This is a genomic window from Streptomyces lomondensis (assembly GCF_014651035.1).
GTDB lineage: Bacteria > Actinomycetota > Actinomycetes > Streptomycetales > Streptomycetaceae > Streptomyces > Streptomyces lomondensis.
The window spans coordinates 572449-588324 of sequence record NZ_BMWC01000001.1 but is presented as its reverse complement, the minus strand read 5'-3'; the positions used below and the strand labels follow the sequence as shown (position 1 = coordinate 588324).

General features: G+C 71.3%; 11 protein-coding genes. 1 reads left to right on the top strand and 10 read right to left on the bottom strand.

Translation table 11 applies throughout. The features are described from left to right. Positions 1-54: 54 nt before the first annotated feature. Both IE255_RS02525 and proB read right to left on the bottom strand, forming a co-directional pair. Positions 55-522, bottom strand: coding sequence for a DUF8830 family protein (locus IE255_RS02525; RefSeq protein WP_505016479.1), 468 nt, complete (start codon positions 520-522; stop codon positions 55-57). Positions 523-647: 125 nt separating this feature from the next. Further along, positions 648-1754, bottom strand: a complete 1107-nt coding sequence (proB, locus tag IE255_RS02520; protein ID WP_190049322.1) for a glutamate 5-kinase — start codon at positions 1752-1754, stop codon at positions 648-650. Positions 1755-2488: 734 nt separating this feature from the next. Between proB and IE255_RS02515 the strand changes: the two genes are divergently transcribed. Next, positions 2489-4525 (top strand): hypothetical protein, encoded by a 2037-nt coding sequence (locus IE255_RS02515; protein ID WP_190048425.1) that lies wholly within the window; start codon positions 2489-2491, stop codon positions 4523-4525. Between the two features lie 103 nt (positions 4526-4628). Here the strand turns inward: IE255_RS02515 and IE255_RS02510 are convergent, their stop codons facing one another. The 8 genes from IE255_RS02510 to rplU all read right to left on the bottom strand — a co-directional run bounded on the left by IE255_RS02510 (position 4629) and on the right by rplU (position 15865). Beyond that, complete coding sequence (locus IE255_RS02510) at positions 4629-5837, bottom strand: glycosyltransferase family 2 protein (protein WP_190048424.1); 1209 nt, start codon at positions 5835-5837, stop codon at positions 4629-4631. A gap of 205 nt (positions 5838-6042) precedes the next feature. Then, positions 6043-8121, bottom strand: a complete 2079-nt coding sequence (locus tag IE255_RS02505; RefSeq protein WP_190049321.1) for a CDP-glycerol glycerophosphotransferase family protein — start codon at positions 8119-8121, stop codon at positions 6043-6045. Positions 8122-8322: 201 nt separating this feature from the next. Beyond that, a complete protein-coding gene (locus IE255_RS02500; RefSeq protein ID WP_190048423.1) occupies positions 8323-9819 on the bottom strand; it encodes a bifunctional cytidylyltransferase/SDR family oxidoreductase in 1497 nt (498 codons plus the stop codon). Between the two features lie 490 nt (positions 9820-10309). Continuing rightward, positions 10310-11860: an alkaline phosphatase D family protein gene (locus IE255_RS02495; RefSeq protein ID WP_190048422.1), complete on the bottom strand. Its 1551-nt coding sequence runs from the start codon at positions 11858-11860 to the stop codon at positions 10310-10312. Between the two features lie 225 nt (positions 11861-12085). Then, on the bottom strand, positions 12086-13561 hold the full coding sequence (locus IE255_RS02490; RefSeq protein ID WP_229906257.1) for an FG-GAP-like repeat-containing protein: 1476 nt from the start codon (positions 13559-13561) through the stop codon (positions 12086-12088). Between the two features lie 153 nt (positions 13562-13714). After that, entirely contained in the window at positions 13715-15151 is a 1437-nt protein-coding gene (gene obgE, locus IE255_RS02485; protein ID WP_190048420.1) for a GTPase ObgE, read from the bottom strand. Positions 15152-15275: 124 nt separating this feature from the next. Beyond that, positions 15276-15530 carry a 50S ribosomal protein L27 gene (rpmA, locus tag IE255_RS02480; protein ID WP_010041940.1) on the bottom strand — a complete coding sequence of 85 codons (255 nt, stop codon included), beginning with the start codon at positions 15528-15530 and terminating at the stop codon, positions 15276-15278. Positions 15531-15544: 14 nt separating this feature from the next. Continuing rightward, positions 15545-15865, bottom strand: a complete 321-nt coding sequence (rplU, locus tag IE255_RS02475; protein WP_004931419.1) for a 50S ribosomal protein L21 — start codon at positions 15863-15865, stop codon at positions 15545-15547. Between the last annotated feature and the right edge of the window lie 11 nt (positions 15866-15876).

The window sequence follows — 15876 nt, the reverse complement described above, 5'->3', positions numbered from 1 at the left end:
CGTTCACGGCTCGTTCCACACCCCGAGACACCGCGCGAGACGGGCCGGACCGGGTCAAAAGGGGTGCACTCCCACCGGGGACGCCGGCGGCGGCCCGTATCCCTCGGCGATGCGCTGGTGGTAGGTCGCGCGGTCGATGACCTCCAGGCCGACGATCTCCCAGGGCGGCAGCCCGGCGGTCTGCCGGTGCTCGCCCCACAGGCGCAGGGCGACGGCGGCCGCGTCGTGCAGGTCGCGGGCCTCCTCCCAGTAGCGGATCTCCGCGTGGTCGACCGCGTAGCGGCTGGTCAGGAGGAAGGGGTGGTCGTGGGCGAGCTGTTCCAGGGCGCGCCGGACCTCTGTGAGCGGGGCCTCCCGGCCGGAGACGCTGAGGGTGACGTGCCACAGGCGCGGGGTGTCCGCGGGTTCCTCGCCCTCGAACCGGTCCCCGGCCGCCACACTGCTCAGGGCGCGCTCCTCGCCGGCCGCGCGGGAGCCGGCACCACCACGGGACCCCGCGGTCCCAGGGCGCACTCGTCTCACGACGGCCTCCTTCGCTCAGTGGCGCTGCTGCGGAACAGTTCCCTGGGACAAAGTTGAGCAGGCCGAAAGGGATCGCGTGGCGGTTTTGCGGAACGTCCACCACCGGGGACGGACGTTTCGACATATTACGGGTGCAGGACCACCAGGTCGTCCCTGTGTACGACCTCACGTTCGTACGCGGGTCCGAGTTCGCGGGCCAGTTCGCGGGTCGAGCGGCCGATCAGCCGGGGGATCTCCTTGGCGTCGAAGTTGACGAGCCCGCGGGCCACCGCGTGCCCCTCGGTGTCGCGCAGCTCCACGGGGTCGCCGGCGCTGAAGTCGCCCTCGACGGCGGCGATCCCGGCCGGCAGCAGGGACTTGCGGCGGTCCACCACGGCCTGCACGGCGCCGTCGTCCAGGGTGAGCGCGCCCTGCGGAGTGGAGGCGTGCTGGAGCCAGAGCAGGCGGTCGGCGGAGCGCTTGCCGGTGGGGTGGAAGTAGGTGCCGGTGTCCTGGCCGGTCAGGGCGTCGGCCGCGTGGATGGCGCTGGTGAGGACGACGGGGACGCCGGCGGCGGCCGCGATACGGGCGGCCTCGACCTTGGTGACCATGCCGCCGGTACCGACGCCGGCCTTGCCCGCGCTGCCGATCTCGACGCCGGCGAGGTCGGAGGGGTCGCGCACCTCGGCGATGCGGGAGGTGCCGGGCCTGCCCGGGTCGCCGTCGTAGACGCCGTCCACGTCGGAGAGGAGGACCAGCAGGTCGGCGTGGACGAGGTGGGCGACGAGGGCGGCGAGGCGGTCGTTGTCGCCGAAGCGGATCTCGTCCGTGGCGACGGTGTCGTTCTCGTTGACGATCGGGAAGGCGCCCATCGCGAGCAGCTTGTCCAGGGTGCGGGAGGCGTTGCGGTGGTGGGCGCGGCGGCTCATGTCGTCGGAGGTCAGCAGCACCTGGCCGACGCGGACGCCGTAGCGGGCGAAGGAGGCGGTGTAGCGGGCGACCAGCAGGCCCTGGCCGACGCTGGCGGCGGCCTGCTGCCGGGCCAGGTCCTTGGGGCGGCGGCGCAGGCCCAGCGGGGCGAGGCCCGCGGCGATGGCGCCGGAGGAGACCAGGACGATCTCGCGCTCCCCGCCGCTGCGGACCTTGGCGAGCACGTCGACCAGCGCGTCCACGCGGTCCGCGTCCAGGCCGCCGGAGGCGGTGGTCAGCGAGGAGGACCCGACCTTGACGACGATCCTGCGGGCCTCGCCCACGGCCTGCCTTGCCCCTGCCACGTCGCCGCCCGCCCCCTCACTTCGATTCGGTCGCTCACCAGGCAATCTACGGGACGGCCGGAGGGCGCGCGGCCCCGGTCCACGCTACGGACAGTACGGCTCGCGTCACGGGACGACGGCCGCCCTCCGGCCGTCCCGGCGACACGCACGGGCTGCCGCGCCGTGCGGCCCTGGGTTCGGCCGTCCCGGCGACACGCACGGGCTGCCGCGCCCTGCGGCCCTGGGCGGGCGCGAGCCACCGCCCACCTGCGACCCGTGACGCGCGCAGGCTGGGCCCGCCCTCCGGCGAACCCTGCGCGCGTAGGCCTGCGCGTGAGCCGTTGCCCCCTTCCGTCCCCGAACGCACGGCGAACCGCCGCCCCTGCGGCCCCCGGACGCGCACATGAGCCGCCACCCCCTGCGACCCCCGGACGTGCACATGAGCCGCCGCTCCTGCGGCCCGTGGGCAGGCGCGAGCCGCGCCCCCTCCCGCGCCCCCAGCGTGCGCGCAGACCCGCGCGTGAGCCGCCACCCCCTGCGGTCCCGACGCAACGCACGTGAGCCACCGCCCCTGCGCCCCCCGAACGCACGGCGAACCGCCGCTCCACCGGCCCCCGGACACGCACAAGCCGCCGCCCTCCCACGCCCCCAGGACACGCGCGTGTCGTCAGGAGGTCGCCGCGCGTTAACCCGGACGGCCGACCTGGGCCGACCCGACGCTCCTGGAGATCGCAGTGCCCGTACCCCTCCCCCGCCCACCGGCCCTGTTGAAGGGGCTGGTCGCAATCGTCCTGGCCGTCGCGTTCGCCGCGCAGGCGGTCGCGGCGCTGCTGCCCCACGTACCGCTGCTGCTCGCCGCGACCGCCGTCTCCCTGGCCACCGAGGGTGCCCTGTTCCGGTGGCAGCGCGGGGTGCTCTCCCTGTTCGCCAAGTCGCACGCGGACATCACCGTGCGCCACGTCCTGCGGGACCTGTTGCTCGTCGTGGCCCTGCTGCGGCTCGGCGAGCAGGACCGGGAGACGGTGTACGCCCCGCTGGTCGCCGGGCTGCTCGCCTTCTACGTGCTGCACTGCGCGATCCAGGCGGTCTCCGTCCTGGTGCGCCGCACCCGCACCCTGCCGGTGGTGACCCGGAACATCGACGCCTCGGCGCTGCGGCTCTCCCCGGCCCCGTCCGTGCTGCTGCGCCGCCCCGGGCACCGGCTGCTGGTGTTCGGCCTGCCGGCGACGGCCGGACTGCTGGCCGCCGCGCCGGGCGACCGGCCGGTGTACGCGGCCGCGGGCATCGCGCTCTCCCTCACCCTCGCGCTCACCGGCCTCGGCGCGCTGTCGCTCCGGCTGCTGCCGGGACGCCGCCCGGCCGGCGAGCAGGAGGTGCTCGAGTGGTTCGACGGGTGGCTGGCCGCGTACCGGCCGACCGTCGGGCTGTACTTCTCGGGCGGCGCCTCCTCGGCCTACCAGGCGAACATGTGGCTGGAGCCGCTCGCGAAGCTGGACGGCAGGCCGGTCATCGTGCTGCGCGAGCGGTTCATGGTGCAGAAGATCGCGGCGACGGACATCCCGATCGTGTGCCTGCCGAAGGTGTCCACGCTGATGCGTCTGGAGCACTCCACGCTCCAGGTCCTCATCCACCCGTCGAACTCCGGCAAGACCTCCCAGGTGCTGCGCATCCCCACGATCAAGCACGCCTTCGTCAACCACGGCGAGAGCGACAAGCTGTCCTCGTGCAACCCGTACGCGAAGGCGTACGACGAGGTGTGGGTGGCCGGTCCGGCGGCGCGCGAGCGGTACGCGCTGGCCGAGGTCGGCGTCGAGGACAAGGACGTGGTGGAGACGGGCCGCCCGCAGCTGGACGGGGTGACGCCCTACGCGGGTCCGCCGGCGGGGGCCTGGACGACCGTCCTGTACGCGCCCACCTGGGAGGGCTGGGACGGCAACCCCGGCAACACGTCGATCGTCGAGGCCGGTGAGAACCTCGTGCGGGCGCTGCTCGCGGACCCGGGCGTGCGGCTGCTGTACAAGCCGCACCCGCTGACGGGCTCGGTGGACCCGCGCGCGGGCGCCGCCGATCTGCGCATCCGCGAGCTGATCCGGGCGGCCAACCGGGAACGGGCGGGGGCGCGTCCGCCCGCCGGTGCGGAACTGACCGACCGGACCGCCGAGCTGGACCGGCTCACCACGTCCGTCTTCCGGACCGGGGCCGACACCGTCGAGCGGATGCTGGTGCAGTCGGCGCCGGAGCCGGGCCGCGCGGAGGCGGTGGCGCGTGCGACGGCGGCCTGGGAGGAGGCGTACTGGGCCGCGCTGCCGGAGGGTGAGCACCAGGTCATCACGGACGCCCGGCCCGCGCTGTACCCCTGCTTCAACGTGTCCGACCTGCTGATCAGTGATGTGTCGAGCGTGATCAGCGACTTCCTGGCGAGCGGGAAGCCGTACGCGGTGGCCAACACCAGCGGGCTGCCCGAGGACGCCTTCCGTACGGCGTTCCCGACGGTCGCGGCGGCAACGGTGCTGACGCCGGACGCGGCCGGGGTGCCGGACCTGCTGGAGACGGTCCGCCACCCGGAGAAGGACGGGCTGGCCGAGGCGCGGGCCGCGCTGAAGCTGCGTCTGCTGGGGCCGGCCGAGCCGTCGTCGCAGGAGCGCTTCGACGAGGCCGTGCGGGCGCTGTGCACGGAAGCCCGGGACCACCGGGTGCGGGTGGCGGAGCGCCTGGCCGCGGAACTGCCCGGCCAGCGCACCGGGACGGCCGTCCCGACCGCACCGCGCTGACGGACAGGACGGCGGGACAGCGGGACGACCGCGGGGCCACGGGGAGTGACATCCCGTGGCCCCGCGCCGCTGTGGGCGTCGTGTCAGCGCCCGCCCGCGTTGTTCACGCCGCCGGCCGCATCTCCCGGGACGTCAGCACACGCCGCGCCTTGCGCACCGCTCGCCGCATGAACGTGTCGACGCCGCCCTCCCGGTAGCCCGGGAAGACGCGGGCCTCGCGGGGCTCGGCGAGGTAGACCGAGTCGGGTATGCCCGCGGCCCGGTCGCGGAAGTGCGGGTAGACCAGGTAGACCCGGCGGCCCTTCTTCTCCAGGAGGGCCGCCGCCTGCTTCTTGGCCTTGACGAACTTCACGACCTCCAGCAGCAGTTCGGGACGCTGCTCGGCGACCAGGTGCAGGCGCAGCCGCTCGTGGACCTTGAGGCGCTGGGCGACGCCCTCCGTCCAGTAGGCGTCCATCAGCGGCTTGGCCAGCTCGAACTTGTGCCGGCGGATCTCCTCGCTGTCCGTGAGGTACTTGGGTCCGAACTGCGGCAGCAGCGTGACGAGGAAGGGCCGGACCATCAGCTGGTCGCGCCGGCCGCCCGCGGGGACGTGCTCGGCGATGAGGTTCATCAGGGCACGCGCGGAGTCGAAGCGCAGGGTGTAACTGCCGCTCTTGGTCACGTGCTTGCCGTCGTCCCGGCCCACCAGGTAGTAGCAGGTGTGGTCGGCGACCACGGAGACGCCGTCCGCCCGCAGGTACGCCTCCATCGTGAACAGCGCGTCCTCGCCGGTGAACAGCGACTCGTCGAACCGCATGCCGTGCCGCTCCAGCAGCTCGCGGCGGAACAGCTTCTGCGCGCTGAGCGTGAACTTGATGTTCGAGGAGTAGACGTCCGTCCGCTCCACCGTCCTGCCCCACATGGACTTCGGGGCGGAGCGGTTGACGCCCTCGACCTTGCCGAGGACGACGTCCGTGCCCGCGCGGTCGGCCATGGCGACCATCCGCTCCAGGGCCTCGGGGCCCAGCCGGTCGTCGGCGTCGAGGAAGAAGACGTAACGCCCGCTCGCCTTGTCCAGGCCGACGTTGCGCGGGCCGCTCGGGCCGCCGGAGTTCTCCTGCCGGACCACCAGGACGTGCATGGGGGCGCGCTCGGCGAACTCCTCCAGGTACTCCCCTGTCCCGTCCGTCGAGCCGTCGTCCACCGCGATGACCTCGATGCGCGCCGGATCGAGGGTCTGCGCCTCCACGGACGCCAGGCACTCGATCAGGTACGGCATCGCCTCGTACGCCCCGATGATCACGCTCACATCAGGCTGCGCAACGGTCACGTTTCCCCCTAGTCAATGGGATATTCCCCCCGTATCGCCTCTTTCGCTACTTGGTAGACGTGTGATCGAGGCAAGCGGTTGCCTCAAACGCAGGTTTTAGTGAGCCACTTCACATGGTGAACCGACAGGAAACGGGAAGGCGAAAGGGTTCGGCCCCCGAGGAAGACTCCTCGGGGGCCGAACCCTTCAGCAGGTCGGCGGCGGTTCAGCCCGCGCCGACTCCGTCCGTCTCACCGGCCGCGGACCGCTGCCCGGGCACGGCGTTGGCCAGCTCGGCCTCGGCGGTGGCGGCCGCGACCCGGGACTCCTGGCCGACGTTGCGCGTCTCGGCCTTGAGGGCGAGGTTCGCGACGGCGGTGTTGAACTGGTCGATGGAGGCCGGCTCGTCCGGACCCAGCAGGTACTGCTTGAGCTCCTTGCGGTCCTCGGCCAGCGGGTCGGCGGCCGGGTCGCGCACGGCGCTCAGCAGCTCGCCCAGCTCCTTCGCGCTGTTGGACAGGATCACCGCGGCACGCACCGCCGTGTTGTTCCGCTTGAACTCCTCGGCGCCCACCTCCGCGGAGTCCGTGACCGCGTACGGCTTGCCGCTCGCGATGAAGTCGGAGACCACGCTGGAGATGTCCGAGACCATCGCGTCGGAGACGTTGAAGCAGTCGTACAGCCGCGGCTCGGCGCCGGTGATGACGCGGTGCTCCCAGGTGGGGAAGGCACGCCAGTAGGCGTCGTTCCACTCGGCGCGCAGCCGGGCGACCTCCTCGTGCCGGGCGACGTCGACCAGCCCGTCCCGGGTGGCCTCGGCCTCGTCGCGGCCCTTGTCGCCGCCGGTGCCGACCAGCTGGGCGATGCGGGCCTCGATCCGGGCCAGCTCCGTCTTGGCCTGCGCCTGGGCGGCGGTGTCGGCCGTGAAGCGCGCGTCGGCGGCCCGCTCGGCGGCGGCCTTCCGGACCAGGGCCGTGATGCGCTGGTGGGCGGCGCCGGCCTCCTTGCTGACCGTGCCGGTGAAGGGGTGCGGCTTGTACAGCACACGGACCGGCGGGTCGGCCGCGACCAGCTTCTTCACGATGTTCTCGCCGGCCAGCACGATCGACGTGTTGCCCGGGTTGCCGTCCCAGCCCTCCCAGGTGGGGGCGTACAGCACGGTCGGGATACGACCGTCCGGGACACCCTGCCAGGTCTGGATCGGGGCGAGCTGCGGGCGGCCGACCTCGACAATGTCGTCGTCGCGGACCCCGACGTCGGCGATGGCGTAGCGGTCGCGGCCCGCGCGGCCGGCGGTCCACACCTCGTCGTAGACCTTGCTGAACGGGTTGACGCTGGCGAGCTTGTCGCTGTCGCCGTGGCCGATGAAGACGTGCTTCATGGTGGGCACGCGCAGCATGTGGATGTTCTTGCCGACGTTCGCCGCGTAGAGCGCGACCCGCACCGTGGACAGGTCCAGGTTCATCAGGTGCACCCCTCCGGGCACGCAGATGACGGGGACCGTGGTCGGCGCCAGGTTGTTCAGGATGGCCCGCTCACGCAGGATGATCAGCGGCTTGGAGTCCAGGTTCTCCATGGTGTCCAGCCACATGTTGACCTGGTAGGCGGAGTCCTTCGAACCGGAGAAGTACAGGACCGTCTCCGGCTGGTACTCGCCCAGCCAGTCGTCGACGGCGGCCAGGACCTTCTCCGCCTTCGGCGGGATCTTCCGGCCGCGTACGTACGGCACGAGGGCCAGGACGTACAGGCTGCTGAGCGCCACCGTGATGCCGATGCCGACGAAGCCGACGAGGGCCGACTTCATGTGCGCGGCGACCAGGATGCCGGCGACCGCCGCGAGGTCGAGGTGCAGCATCTTCTCGGCCGAGCGGTGCAGCAGCCCGCGCGGCGGGGCGTCCGGGATGCGGATGCGGGACTTGAGGTCGATGTTGCGCGTGGCGACCGGCATCCGGCGGCGGTTGCGGATCAGCGTGACCAGCGCGCCGTGCGGGGCCTGCAGACCGTAGAAGGCGATGAAGCAGGCGATCGCCCCGTAGTAGATCAGGTTGTCCGCGTAGGACAGCCGGGCCAGCAGCAGGATCAGCAGCAGCTGCCGGATCAGGAAGCGGATCGACAGGCCGGCCCGGACCTTGCCGAGGCGGTTGATCAGATAGCTGCCCTTGCGGTGCAGATAGTGGTCCGCCAGGTACGTCACGGCGGCCGCTGCCGCGAAGGCGGGGACGCTCGGGACGAGCGCGGCCAGCATGAGGGCGGGGAAGCCCGCCACCATGAGGACCGCCGCGGCCAGCTCGGCCGCGCTGCCCACCCGGGCGACGCGAATAGCGGTGGATATCACGGAGAAACCTGCTCTTGGGAGGGGTGTGCCGGTCTTGTTCGGAAATGCGGCTGGTCTGTGAATATTCGCGGGACGGGATGGATTCAGGCCCCTGCGAACACTCCTGTGAACGAACCCGTTAACAGGAGGGCGCAGAGGCCTGAATTACTGAAGTCTATTTGGCGTCAATTATTACACGCCGTCCTGCCGGTCCAGCACCGAGGCCAGCGCCTGCTCGAAGCCGGACGCGCGGGCCGCACCGGCCGTCGGGTCCTGCTGACGGACGTCGATGACGTGGCCGGTCAGCTCGGACAGCAGCACGTCCAGCGAGGTGCGGGCCACGGCCTCGGAGGACAGCAGGGAACCCGCGGGCTCCTGGCCGAAAGCCTTCGTGCGCATCGGGGTGGCGGTGCGCTCGGGGTTGATGCAGTTGACGCGCACGCCGTCGCCGGCCCACTCGTCGGACAGCGCCTGGGTGAGGTTCACCATGGCGGCCTTGGTCGAGGAGTACAGGCTGTACTCGGCGCGACCGCGGGTGTAGCTGCTGGAGGTGTACAGCAGCAACTGGCCCTTGGTCTCGGACAGGTACTTGTACGACGAACGGGCGATCTGCACCGGGGCCAGGTAGTTGACCTTCAGCGCCTCCTCGATGGTGGCGTTGTCGGTCTCCGCGAGCTTGCCGATGCGCAGCACGCCGGCGGTGTTCACCACGTAGTCGATGCGGCCGGTCTCGGCGTACGCCTTGGACAGCGCGTCGTCGACCTCCTCCGGGTTCTCCACGTGGGTGCCGGTGGTGGAGCGGCCCAGCGCGTAGACCGAGGCGCCGTAGGACTCGGCGAGTTCGGCGATGTCCTTGCCGATGCCGTAGGAGCCGCCGAAGACGACGACCGTCCTGCCGGTCAGCAGCTCGCGGTAGGCCTCCTCGGAGACCTGCTCGGGCGCGGCCGTGGAGGCGAGCTGGAAGAGCTTGTCGGCGATGAAGACGTCGACGGGCTGGGTGACCTTCATGTTGTACTCGTCACCCGCGACGACGTGGATCGGCACGTCCGGCAGGTACTTGAGCACCACGGAGCAGTCGTCGGTGGCCTGGAAGTTGGGGTCGCCGGCGGCGACCTCGTAGGCCCGCTTGATCGTGGACAGCTTGAAGGCCTGCGGGGTCTGGCCGCGGCGCAGCCGGGAGCGGTCCGGGATCTCGGTGATGAACTCGCCGTCCTCGCCGTGCGTGCGCGTGACGATGATGGTGTCCGCGGACGGGATGGCCACGTCGACCGCCTGGTAGCGCTCCAGCGCCGTGACGCAGTCGTCGATGACGCGCTGCGACAGCAGGGGGCGCACGGCGTCGTGGAAGAGGACGTTGACGTCCTCGCCCTCGGCCAGGCCCTCGCCCAGGGCCGAGATGGCGCGCTCGGTGGTCTCGTTCCGCGTGGAGCCGCCCTCGATGATCCTCGAGACCTTCTTGAATCCGGCCTTCGCGACAATCTTCTCGATATCGGGCACATAGCCCGGCGCCATCAGCACGATGATGTCGTCGATGGACTCGGCGTTCTCGAAGGTGGTCAGCGTGTGCTCGATGACTGCCTTGCCGGCGATCTTCAGCAGCTGCTTGGGGATCGACAGACCCACCCGCTGACCGGTGCCACCGGCCAGGATCACTGCGGTGGTACGGGGCTTGGCTATGTGCTGGGACACAGGTGACCTACCTTGGGGCGACAGGGAACTCGGAAATGGTCCCACTTGTGGTTACCGCAGTGCAAGGTGAGCGACCTCTGCCGCATATGTGCGCGCAACCTGCCATTCACCTCCCGCTCCTGGTGATTGGCGAGACGGCTGCGCGGGCCCCGGAGAAATGCGCTGTGAGTAACTCCACAGAAGCTCAGCGACATCGGAGCAGCTCGGGACGGCGGTGACCGAGGACCTTCACGAGTTCCTTGGACGTTGTGACGATGTCCGGTGCACGGTACGCGCTTTGGCGGGGCCCCGCGTACCGGCTCCGCCGCTCGCCCGGCCGTTCATTGCCGCGGAATTCCTGGTCAAGATTCCGCAGCATTTCGGTCTCGGCCCGAGCAATACGCGGCAGGCCCGGGGGCGGACTTCTCACACGGCCCGCCCGTCCCGTACGACGAAGAGCCCGGCACTCCGAGGAGTACCGGGCTCACGCGCGCGTCGGTCAGGGACCGGGTCAGACCACCTCGACTCCAGGCCGGCCGGCCTCGACCCGCAGCTTGGCCAGCGTGCTCGGCGTCGCGCTCGGCTGCCGCACGGTGTCGACCACCCTCACCTGCGCGTCGATGCCGGCCCGGCGGATGTCGAAGAGGTGGTAGCCGCGGTGCGCGTCGAGCAGCTTCCAGTGCGGGTTGTCCGGCCGCCGCGGGTCCCACTCCTTGCGGAAGGCCGCCTGGTCCTGGTCGCCGTTGCTGGAGATGGAGGTGCCGACGAACTCGGCGCCGACGACCGCGGAGTCCGGGTCGGCGTAGTCCTCCTTGAGGTCGCTGATCATCGTCAGGTGCCGGTCGCCGGAGAGCACGACCGGGTTGCGGACCTGCTTGAACTCCTGGAGGAACCGGTTGCGTTCGGCCTGGTAGCCGTCCCAGGCGTCGTAGAACCAGAGCTTGCCCTCGCCGACCTTGAGGTCCGTCTCGGCCATCATGATCTGCGAGGCGATCAGGTTCCAGCGGGCCGGGGAGTCCTGGAGTCCGCCCAGCAGCCACTGCTTCTGCCGGGCGCCCAGCATGGTCAGCGACGGGTCCTGGGCACCGGCCTGGCTGGTGGCCTGGTCGCTGCGGTACTGCCGGGTGTCCAGGACGTTGAGGCGGGCCAGGCGGCCGAACTCCAGGCGGCGGTACATCCGGATGTGCGGGCCGTTCGGGACGGCGGTGGCGCGCACCGGCATGTGCTCGTAGAACGCCTGGTAGGCCGCGGTCAGCCGGGCCACGAACGCGTCGTGCGGCTGCTTGTCCGGGTCCTGCGGGATCTCACCGGCGAAGTCGTTGTCCACCTCGTGGTCGTCGAAGCTCACCACGAACGGCGCGTTCGCGTGCATCGCCGCCAGGTCCGGGTCGGTGCGGTACTGGGCGTACCGGTTGCGGTACTGGACGAGGCTGAACGGCTCGCCGGTGCCCTCGTGCCGTCGCAGGGCCGTCGCCGAGGGCGTGGACTCGTAGATGTAGTCGCCGACGAACACCACGACGTCCGGGTCCTGGTCGAGCATGTCTGCGTACGGCGTGAAATAGCCGTGCTGCCAGTTCTGGCAGGAGGCCAGCGCCATGCGCAGGGAGCCACCGGAGCTGTAGGGGTGGGGCGCGGTGCGGGTGCGGCCGACGGGCGAGAGCTGGCCGCTGGTGCGGAAGCGGTACCAGTACGTACGGTCCGCGCGCAGCCCGCGTACGTCCACGTGAACGCTGTGCCCGTACTCGGGCCGGGCCTGGGCGGTGCCCCGGCGGACGAGCTTTCTGAACCGCTGGTCCTCCGCGACCTGCCACTCCACCGGCACCACGCGGTCGGGCATCCCGCCGCCGTTCAGCGGGTCCGGGGCGAGCCGGGTCCACAGCACGACGCCGTCCGGGAGCGGGTCCCCGGAGGCGACGCCAAGGCTGAACACCCCGTCGGGCAGCGGCGTCTCGGCCGCGTGGGCGGCGGCCGGAAGCCACAGCTGGGCGGAGGCCGCGGCGCCGAGCACCGCGGCACCGGCGGTCAGAAAGCGGCGTCGGTCGGGGGACACTGCTCCGGTCATCGGCTGACTCCCTTACCTCGCTGGCCACATGGGGACACTGGGAAGCTTCACGCTCGCGGGCGGTCCGCCCGCTGAACGCCGGGGTTCACGTACATGACAACTAAGCAGACAACAGGAGACCTGCCGCAGCGCTGGAACAAGCCGTTACCGGGGCGGGTCTGACGGATGATCAGTGAGCGAAACCGGTGGACCAGAGCGGTCTGCCGGGTCGGCTGCGGCGGCAGGTCAGCGGGCGAAGCCCGCGCCGAGGGCGGAGCCGTCCGCCACGGTGCCGAGGGTGCCCGCGCCGAAGCTGACGGAGCCGGTGGCGGCGGGCGCGTTGACCGGGTTGGGGAACGCCCAGACCGCACCGTCCCGGTTCTCGCCGGTGGCGCCGGCGAACAGCTCGGCCCGGCCGTCGCCGTTGACGTCGAGCAGCTTGGTGTCGGCGCCGAAGAAGTCGTTCTGCTCCGCCGTGCCCGGGACGTTCGCGGTGTTCTGGTTCATGGACACGGCGCCGTCTCCGGTCAGCTCGGACTTCCCGCCGCGCAGGACGGTGATCTGGCCGGCCGCGTACACGTCCCCGATGTCCTCGCCGCCGCTTCCGGTGCTGACGTCCGCGTAGCCGTCGCCGTTGACGTCGGCGACCGAGACGCCCCCGCCGAAGCCGTCGCCCCACTCCGGGCTGCCGGGCACGTAGGGAGTGTCCTGCGTGATGACCGTCGTACGGGAGGTGTCGGGTCCGGCGGCCGAGCCGTACACGACGCCGACCTGACCGCCCTTCAGTAGTGGGTCGTCGATCGGGACTTCACCGGAGCCGTCGCGCGGGCGGCCGATGACGAGGTCGGCGTAACCGTCCTGGTCCACGTCGCCGATGCCGAGGCTCTCGCCGCCGCGCGTGCGGGTGCCGTCGGGGTTCGTCAGCGGGGCCGGGGCGCTCAGGCCGTCCGGGGTGCCGCGCAGGTAGACCGCGCGGCGGTGCTTGGCGTCCGGGTCGTGCAGGTCGTCGTCGCCGCGGTCGTGGAGGAGCCCGACCAGGTCCGTGATGCCGTCGCGGTCGATGTCGCCGGCGGCCACGTCGTCCGTGACGTACTCGGCCTCGAAGGCGAGCGTGCGGCTGCTCGCGGCGCCGGAGGTGCGGTCGAACGGCCCGTGCAGCAGGCGGTTGCCGGTGGCGAGGTCGAGACGGCCGTCGCCGTCGAAGTCGCCGAGCGCCGGGTGGCGGGGGTCGACGCGGTCGGCCTCGGTGCCGGTGGCCACGGCCGTACCGCCGGACAGGCCCCGCGGCCCGCCCCACAGCACGGCGAGCGTGCCGGCGCTGATGACGTCCCCGACGTCCTCGCCCTGCGAGCCGACGACCAGGTCGGCGTAGCCGTCGCCGTCCAGGTCACCGGCGGCGAGACCGTCGCCGTAGTGGTCCTCGGCCTCCGCGGCACCGGGTATGCCCGGGGTGTCCTGGCTGAGGACCTGCTTGCGGGTGAGGTCGATGCCCTTCGCCGAGCCGTACACGACGGCCACGTACCCGGCGCGGACCTTGCCGCCCACCGTGCCGCGCGGGGCACCGACGGCCATGTCCTGGTAGCCGTCCCCGTTGAAGTCGTCGTGGAGCTCCGCCGCGGTGGACTCGGCGGCGGGCGCGGCGTGCGCGGCCATCGGGGTGGTGACGGCCGCGACGACGGCGACGGCCGCCGCGGCCGTTCGGCCGAGCCTGCGCTTGCTCATGGACTGGGGCACGTGAACTCCGGTGATCCGCTGGGCAGTTGCCGCACGGAGCAGAACAAGATCCGCTCCGCACCGCCCAGTACGACTCACCGGACAACGACTTGGTTGCCCCGAAGTCCGCCGCGCGTTCGCTTCCCGTTAACCCGGGAACGCTCAGAACGGCTCGAAGTCGTCGAACTCCCGCTGCGCCTCGTCCCGCTCGGCCTGCCGGTCCCTGCGGCGCTGCGCGGCCGGCCGCGCAGCGTCCAGCCGGTGGTCCTCACCGCGTCGGCCGAGCATCTCGGCTCCGGCCATCACGGACGGCTCCCAGTCGAAGACCACGGCGTTCTCCTCCGGGCCGATGGCGACGCCGTCACCGCTGCGGGCCCCCGCCTTCATCAGCTCTTCCTCGACCCCGAGCCGGTTGAGCCGGTCCGCCAGGTAGCCGACCGCCTCGTCGTTGTTGAAGTCGGTCTGCCGCACCCACCGCTCGGGCTTCTCGCCGCGCACCCGGAACAGCCCGTCGGCCTCGCGCGTCACGGTGAAGCCGGTGTCGTCCACGGCCTTGGGCCGGATCACGATCCGGGTGGCCTCTTCCTTGGGCTTAGCGGCCCGCGCCTTCGCCACGAGCTCCGCGAGGGCGTACGACAGCTCCTTCAGCCCCATGTGGCCGACGGCCGACACCTCGAACACGCGGTACCCGCGCGCCTCCAGGTCGGGCCGCACCATGTCGGCCAGGTCCTTGCCGTCCGGTACGTCGATCTTGTTAAGGACGACGATCCGCGGACGGTTGTCCAGCCCGCCGTACTGCCGCAGCTCCTCCTCGATGGAGTCGAGGTCGGAGACCGGGTCCCGCTCCGACTCCAGCGTGGCGGTGTCCAGGACGTGCACGAGCACACTGCACCGCTCCACGTGCCGCAGGAACTCGAGCCCCAGGCCCTTGCCCTGGCTGGCGCCCGGGATCAGCCCGGGCACGTCGGCGATCGTGTACACCGTCGAACCGGCGGTGACGACCCCGAGGTTGGGCACGAGCGTGGTGAAGGGGTAGTCGGCGATCTTCGGCTTGGCGGCGCTCAGCACCGAGATCAGGGACGACTTGCCTGCGCTCGGAAAGCCGACCAGTGCCACGTCGGCGACCGTCTTCAGCTCCAGGACGATGTCCCGCACGTCCCCCGGCTCGCCGAGCAGCGCGAACCCGGGCGCCTTGCGCCGCGCGGACGCCAGCGCCGCGTTGCCGAGCCCGCCCCGGCCGCCCTGCGCGGCCACGAACGACGTGCCGTGCCCGACCAGGTCCGCCAGCACGTTGCCCGCCTTGTCCAGCACGACCGTGCCGTCCGGCACCGGCAGGACCAGGTCCTCCCCGTCCTTGCCGAAGCGGTTGCCGCCCTCGCCGGGCTTGCCGTTGGTGGCCTTGCGGTGCGGGGAGTGGTGGTAGTCGAGGAGGGTGGTGACGGACTGGTCGACGGTGAGGATCACGTCCCCGCCGCGACCGCCGTTGCCGCCGTCCGGCCCGCCCAGCGGCTTGAACTTCTCACGGTGGACGGAGGCACAGCCGTGGCCTCCGTTACCCGCGGCGACATGCAGCTCGACGCGGTCCACGAAGGTGGTCATGGTGGGTGCCTCCAGAAGTACGTACGAGATTTACTTGTTCAACGAGATGTACTTGTTCAACAAGCGAAAGGCGGACCCGCCTTCCCGCACGGGAAGTGAGGTCCGCCTCGCGAGGATGTTCCGATCAGGCGACCGGAACGATGTTCACGACCTTGCGGCCACGGTGGGTGCCGAACTGCACCGAACCGGCCTGGAGCGCGAACAGCGTGTCGTCGCCGCCACGGCCGACGCCCGCGCCCGGGTGGAAGTGGGTGCCGCGCTGACGGACCAGGATCTCACCAGCGTTGACGACCTGACCGCCGAAGCGCTTCACGCCGAGGCGCTGAGCGTTGGAGTCACGACCGTTACGGGTGGACGATGCGCCCTTCTTGTGTGCCATCTCTCCTCAGTCCCTTACTTCGCAGCCGCGGGGATCTCAGTGACCTTGATCGCCGTGTACTGCTGGCGGTGGCCCTGACGACGGCGGTAACCGGTCTTGTTCTTGTAGCGCAGAATGTCGATCTTCTGGCCCTTGTGGTGGTCCACGACCTCGGCCTGGACCTTGATGCCGGCCAGCACCCACGGGTCGCTGGTCACGGCGTCGCCGTCGACAACGAGCAGGGTCGAGAGCTCGACCGTGTCGCCAACCTTGGCAGTGGAAATCTTGTCAACCTCAACGATGTCGCCGACAGCAACCTTGTGCTGGCGACCACCGCTGCGCACGATGGCGTACACGCGGAACTCAC

Excerpts from the sequence above, each read along its gene's own strand:
- IE255_RS02495 (WP_190048422.1), bottom strand. The coding sequence starts at position 11,860 with ATGACCGGAGCAGTGTCCCCCGACCGACGCCGCTTTCTGACCGCCGGT.
- rpmA (WP_010041940.1), bottom strand. The coding sequence starts at position 15,530 with ATGGCACACAAGAAGGGCGCATCGTCCACCCGTAACGGTCGTGACTCC.
- obgE (WP_190048420.1), bottom strand. The coding sequence starts at position 15,151 with ATGACCACCTTCGTGGACCGCGTCGAGCTGCATGTCGCCGCGGGTAAC.
- IE255_RS02490 (WP_229906257.1), bottom strand. The coding sequence starts at position 13,561 with ATGAGCAAGCGCAGGCTCGGCCGAACGGCCGCGGCGGCCGTCGCCGTC.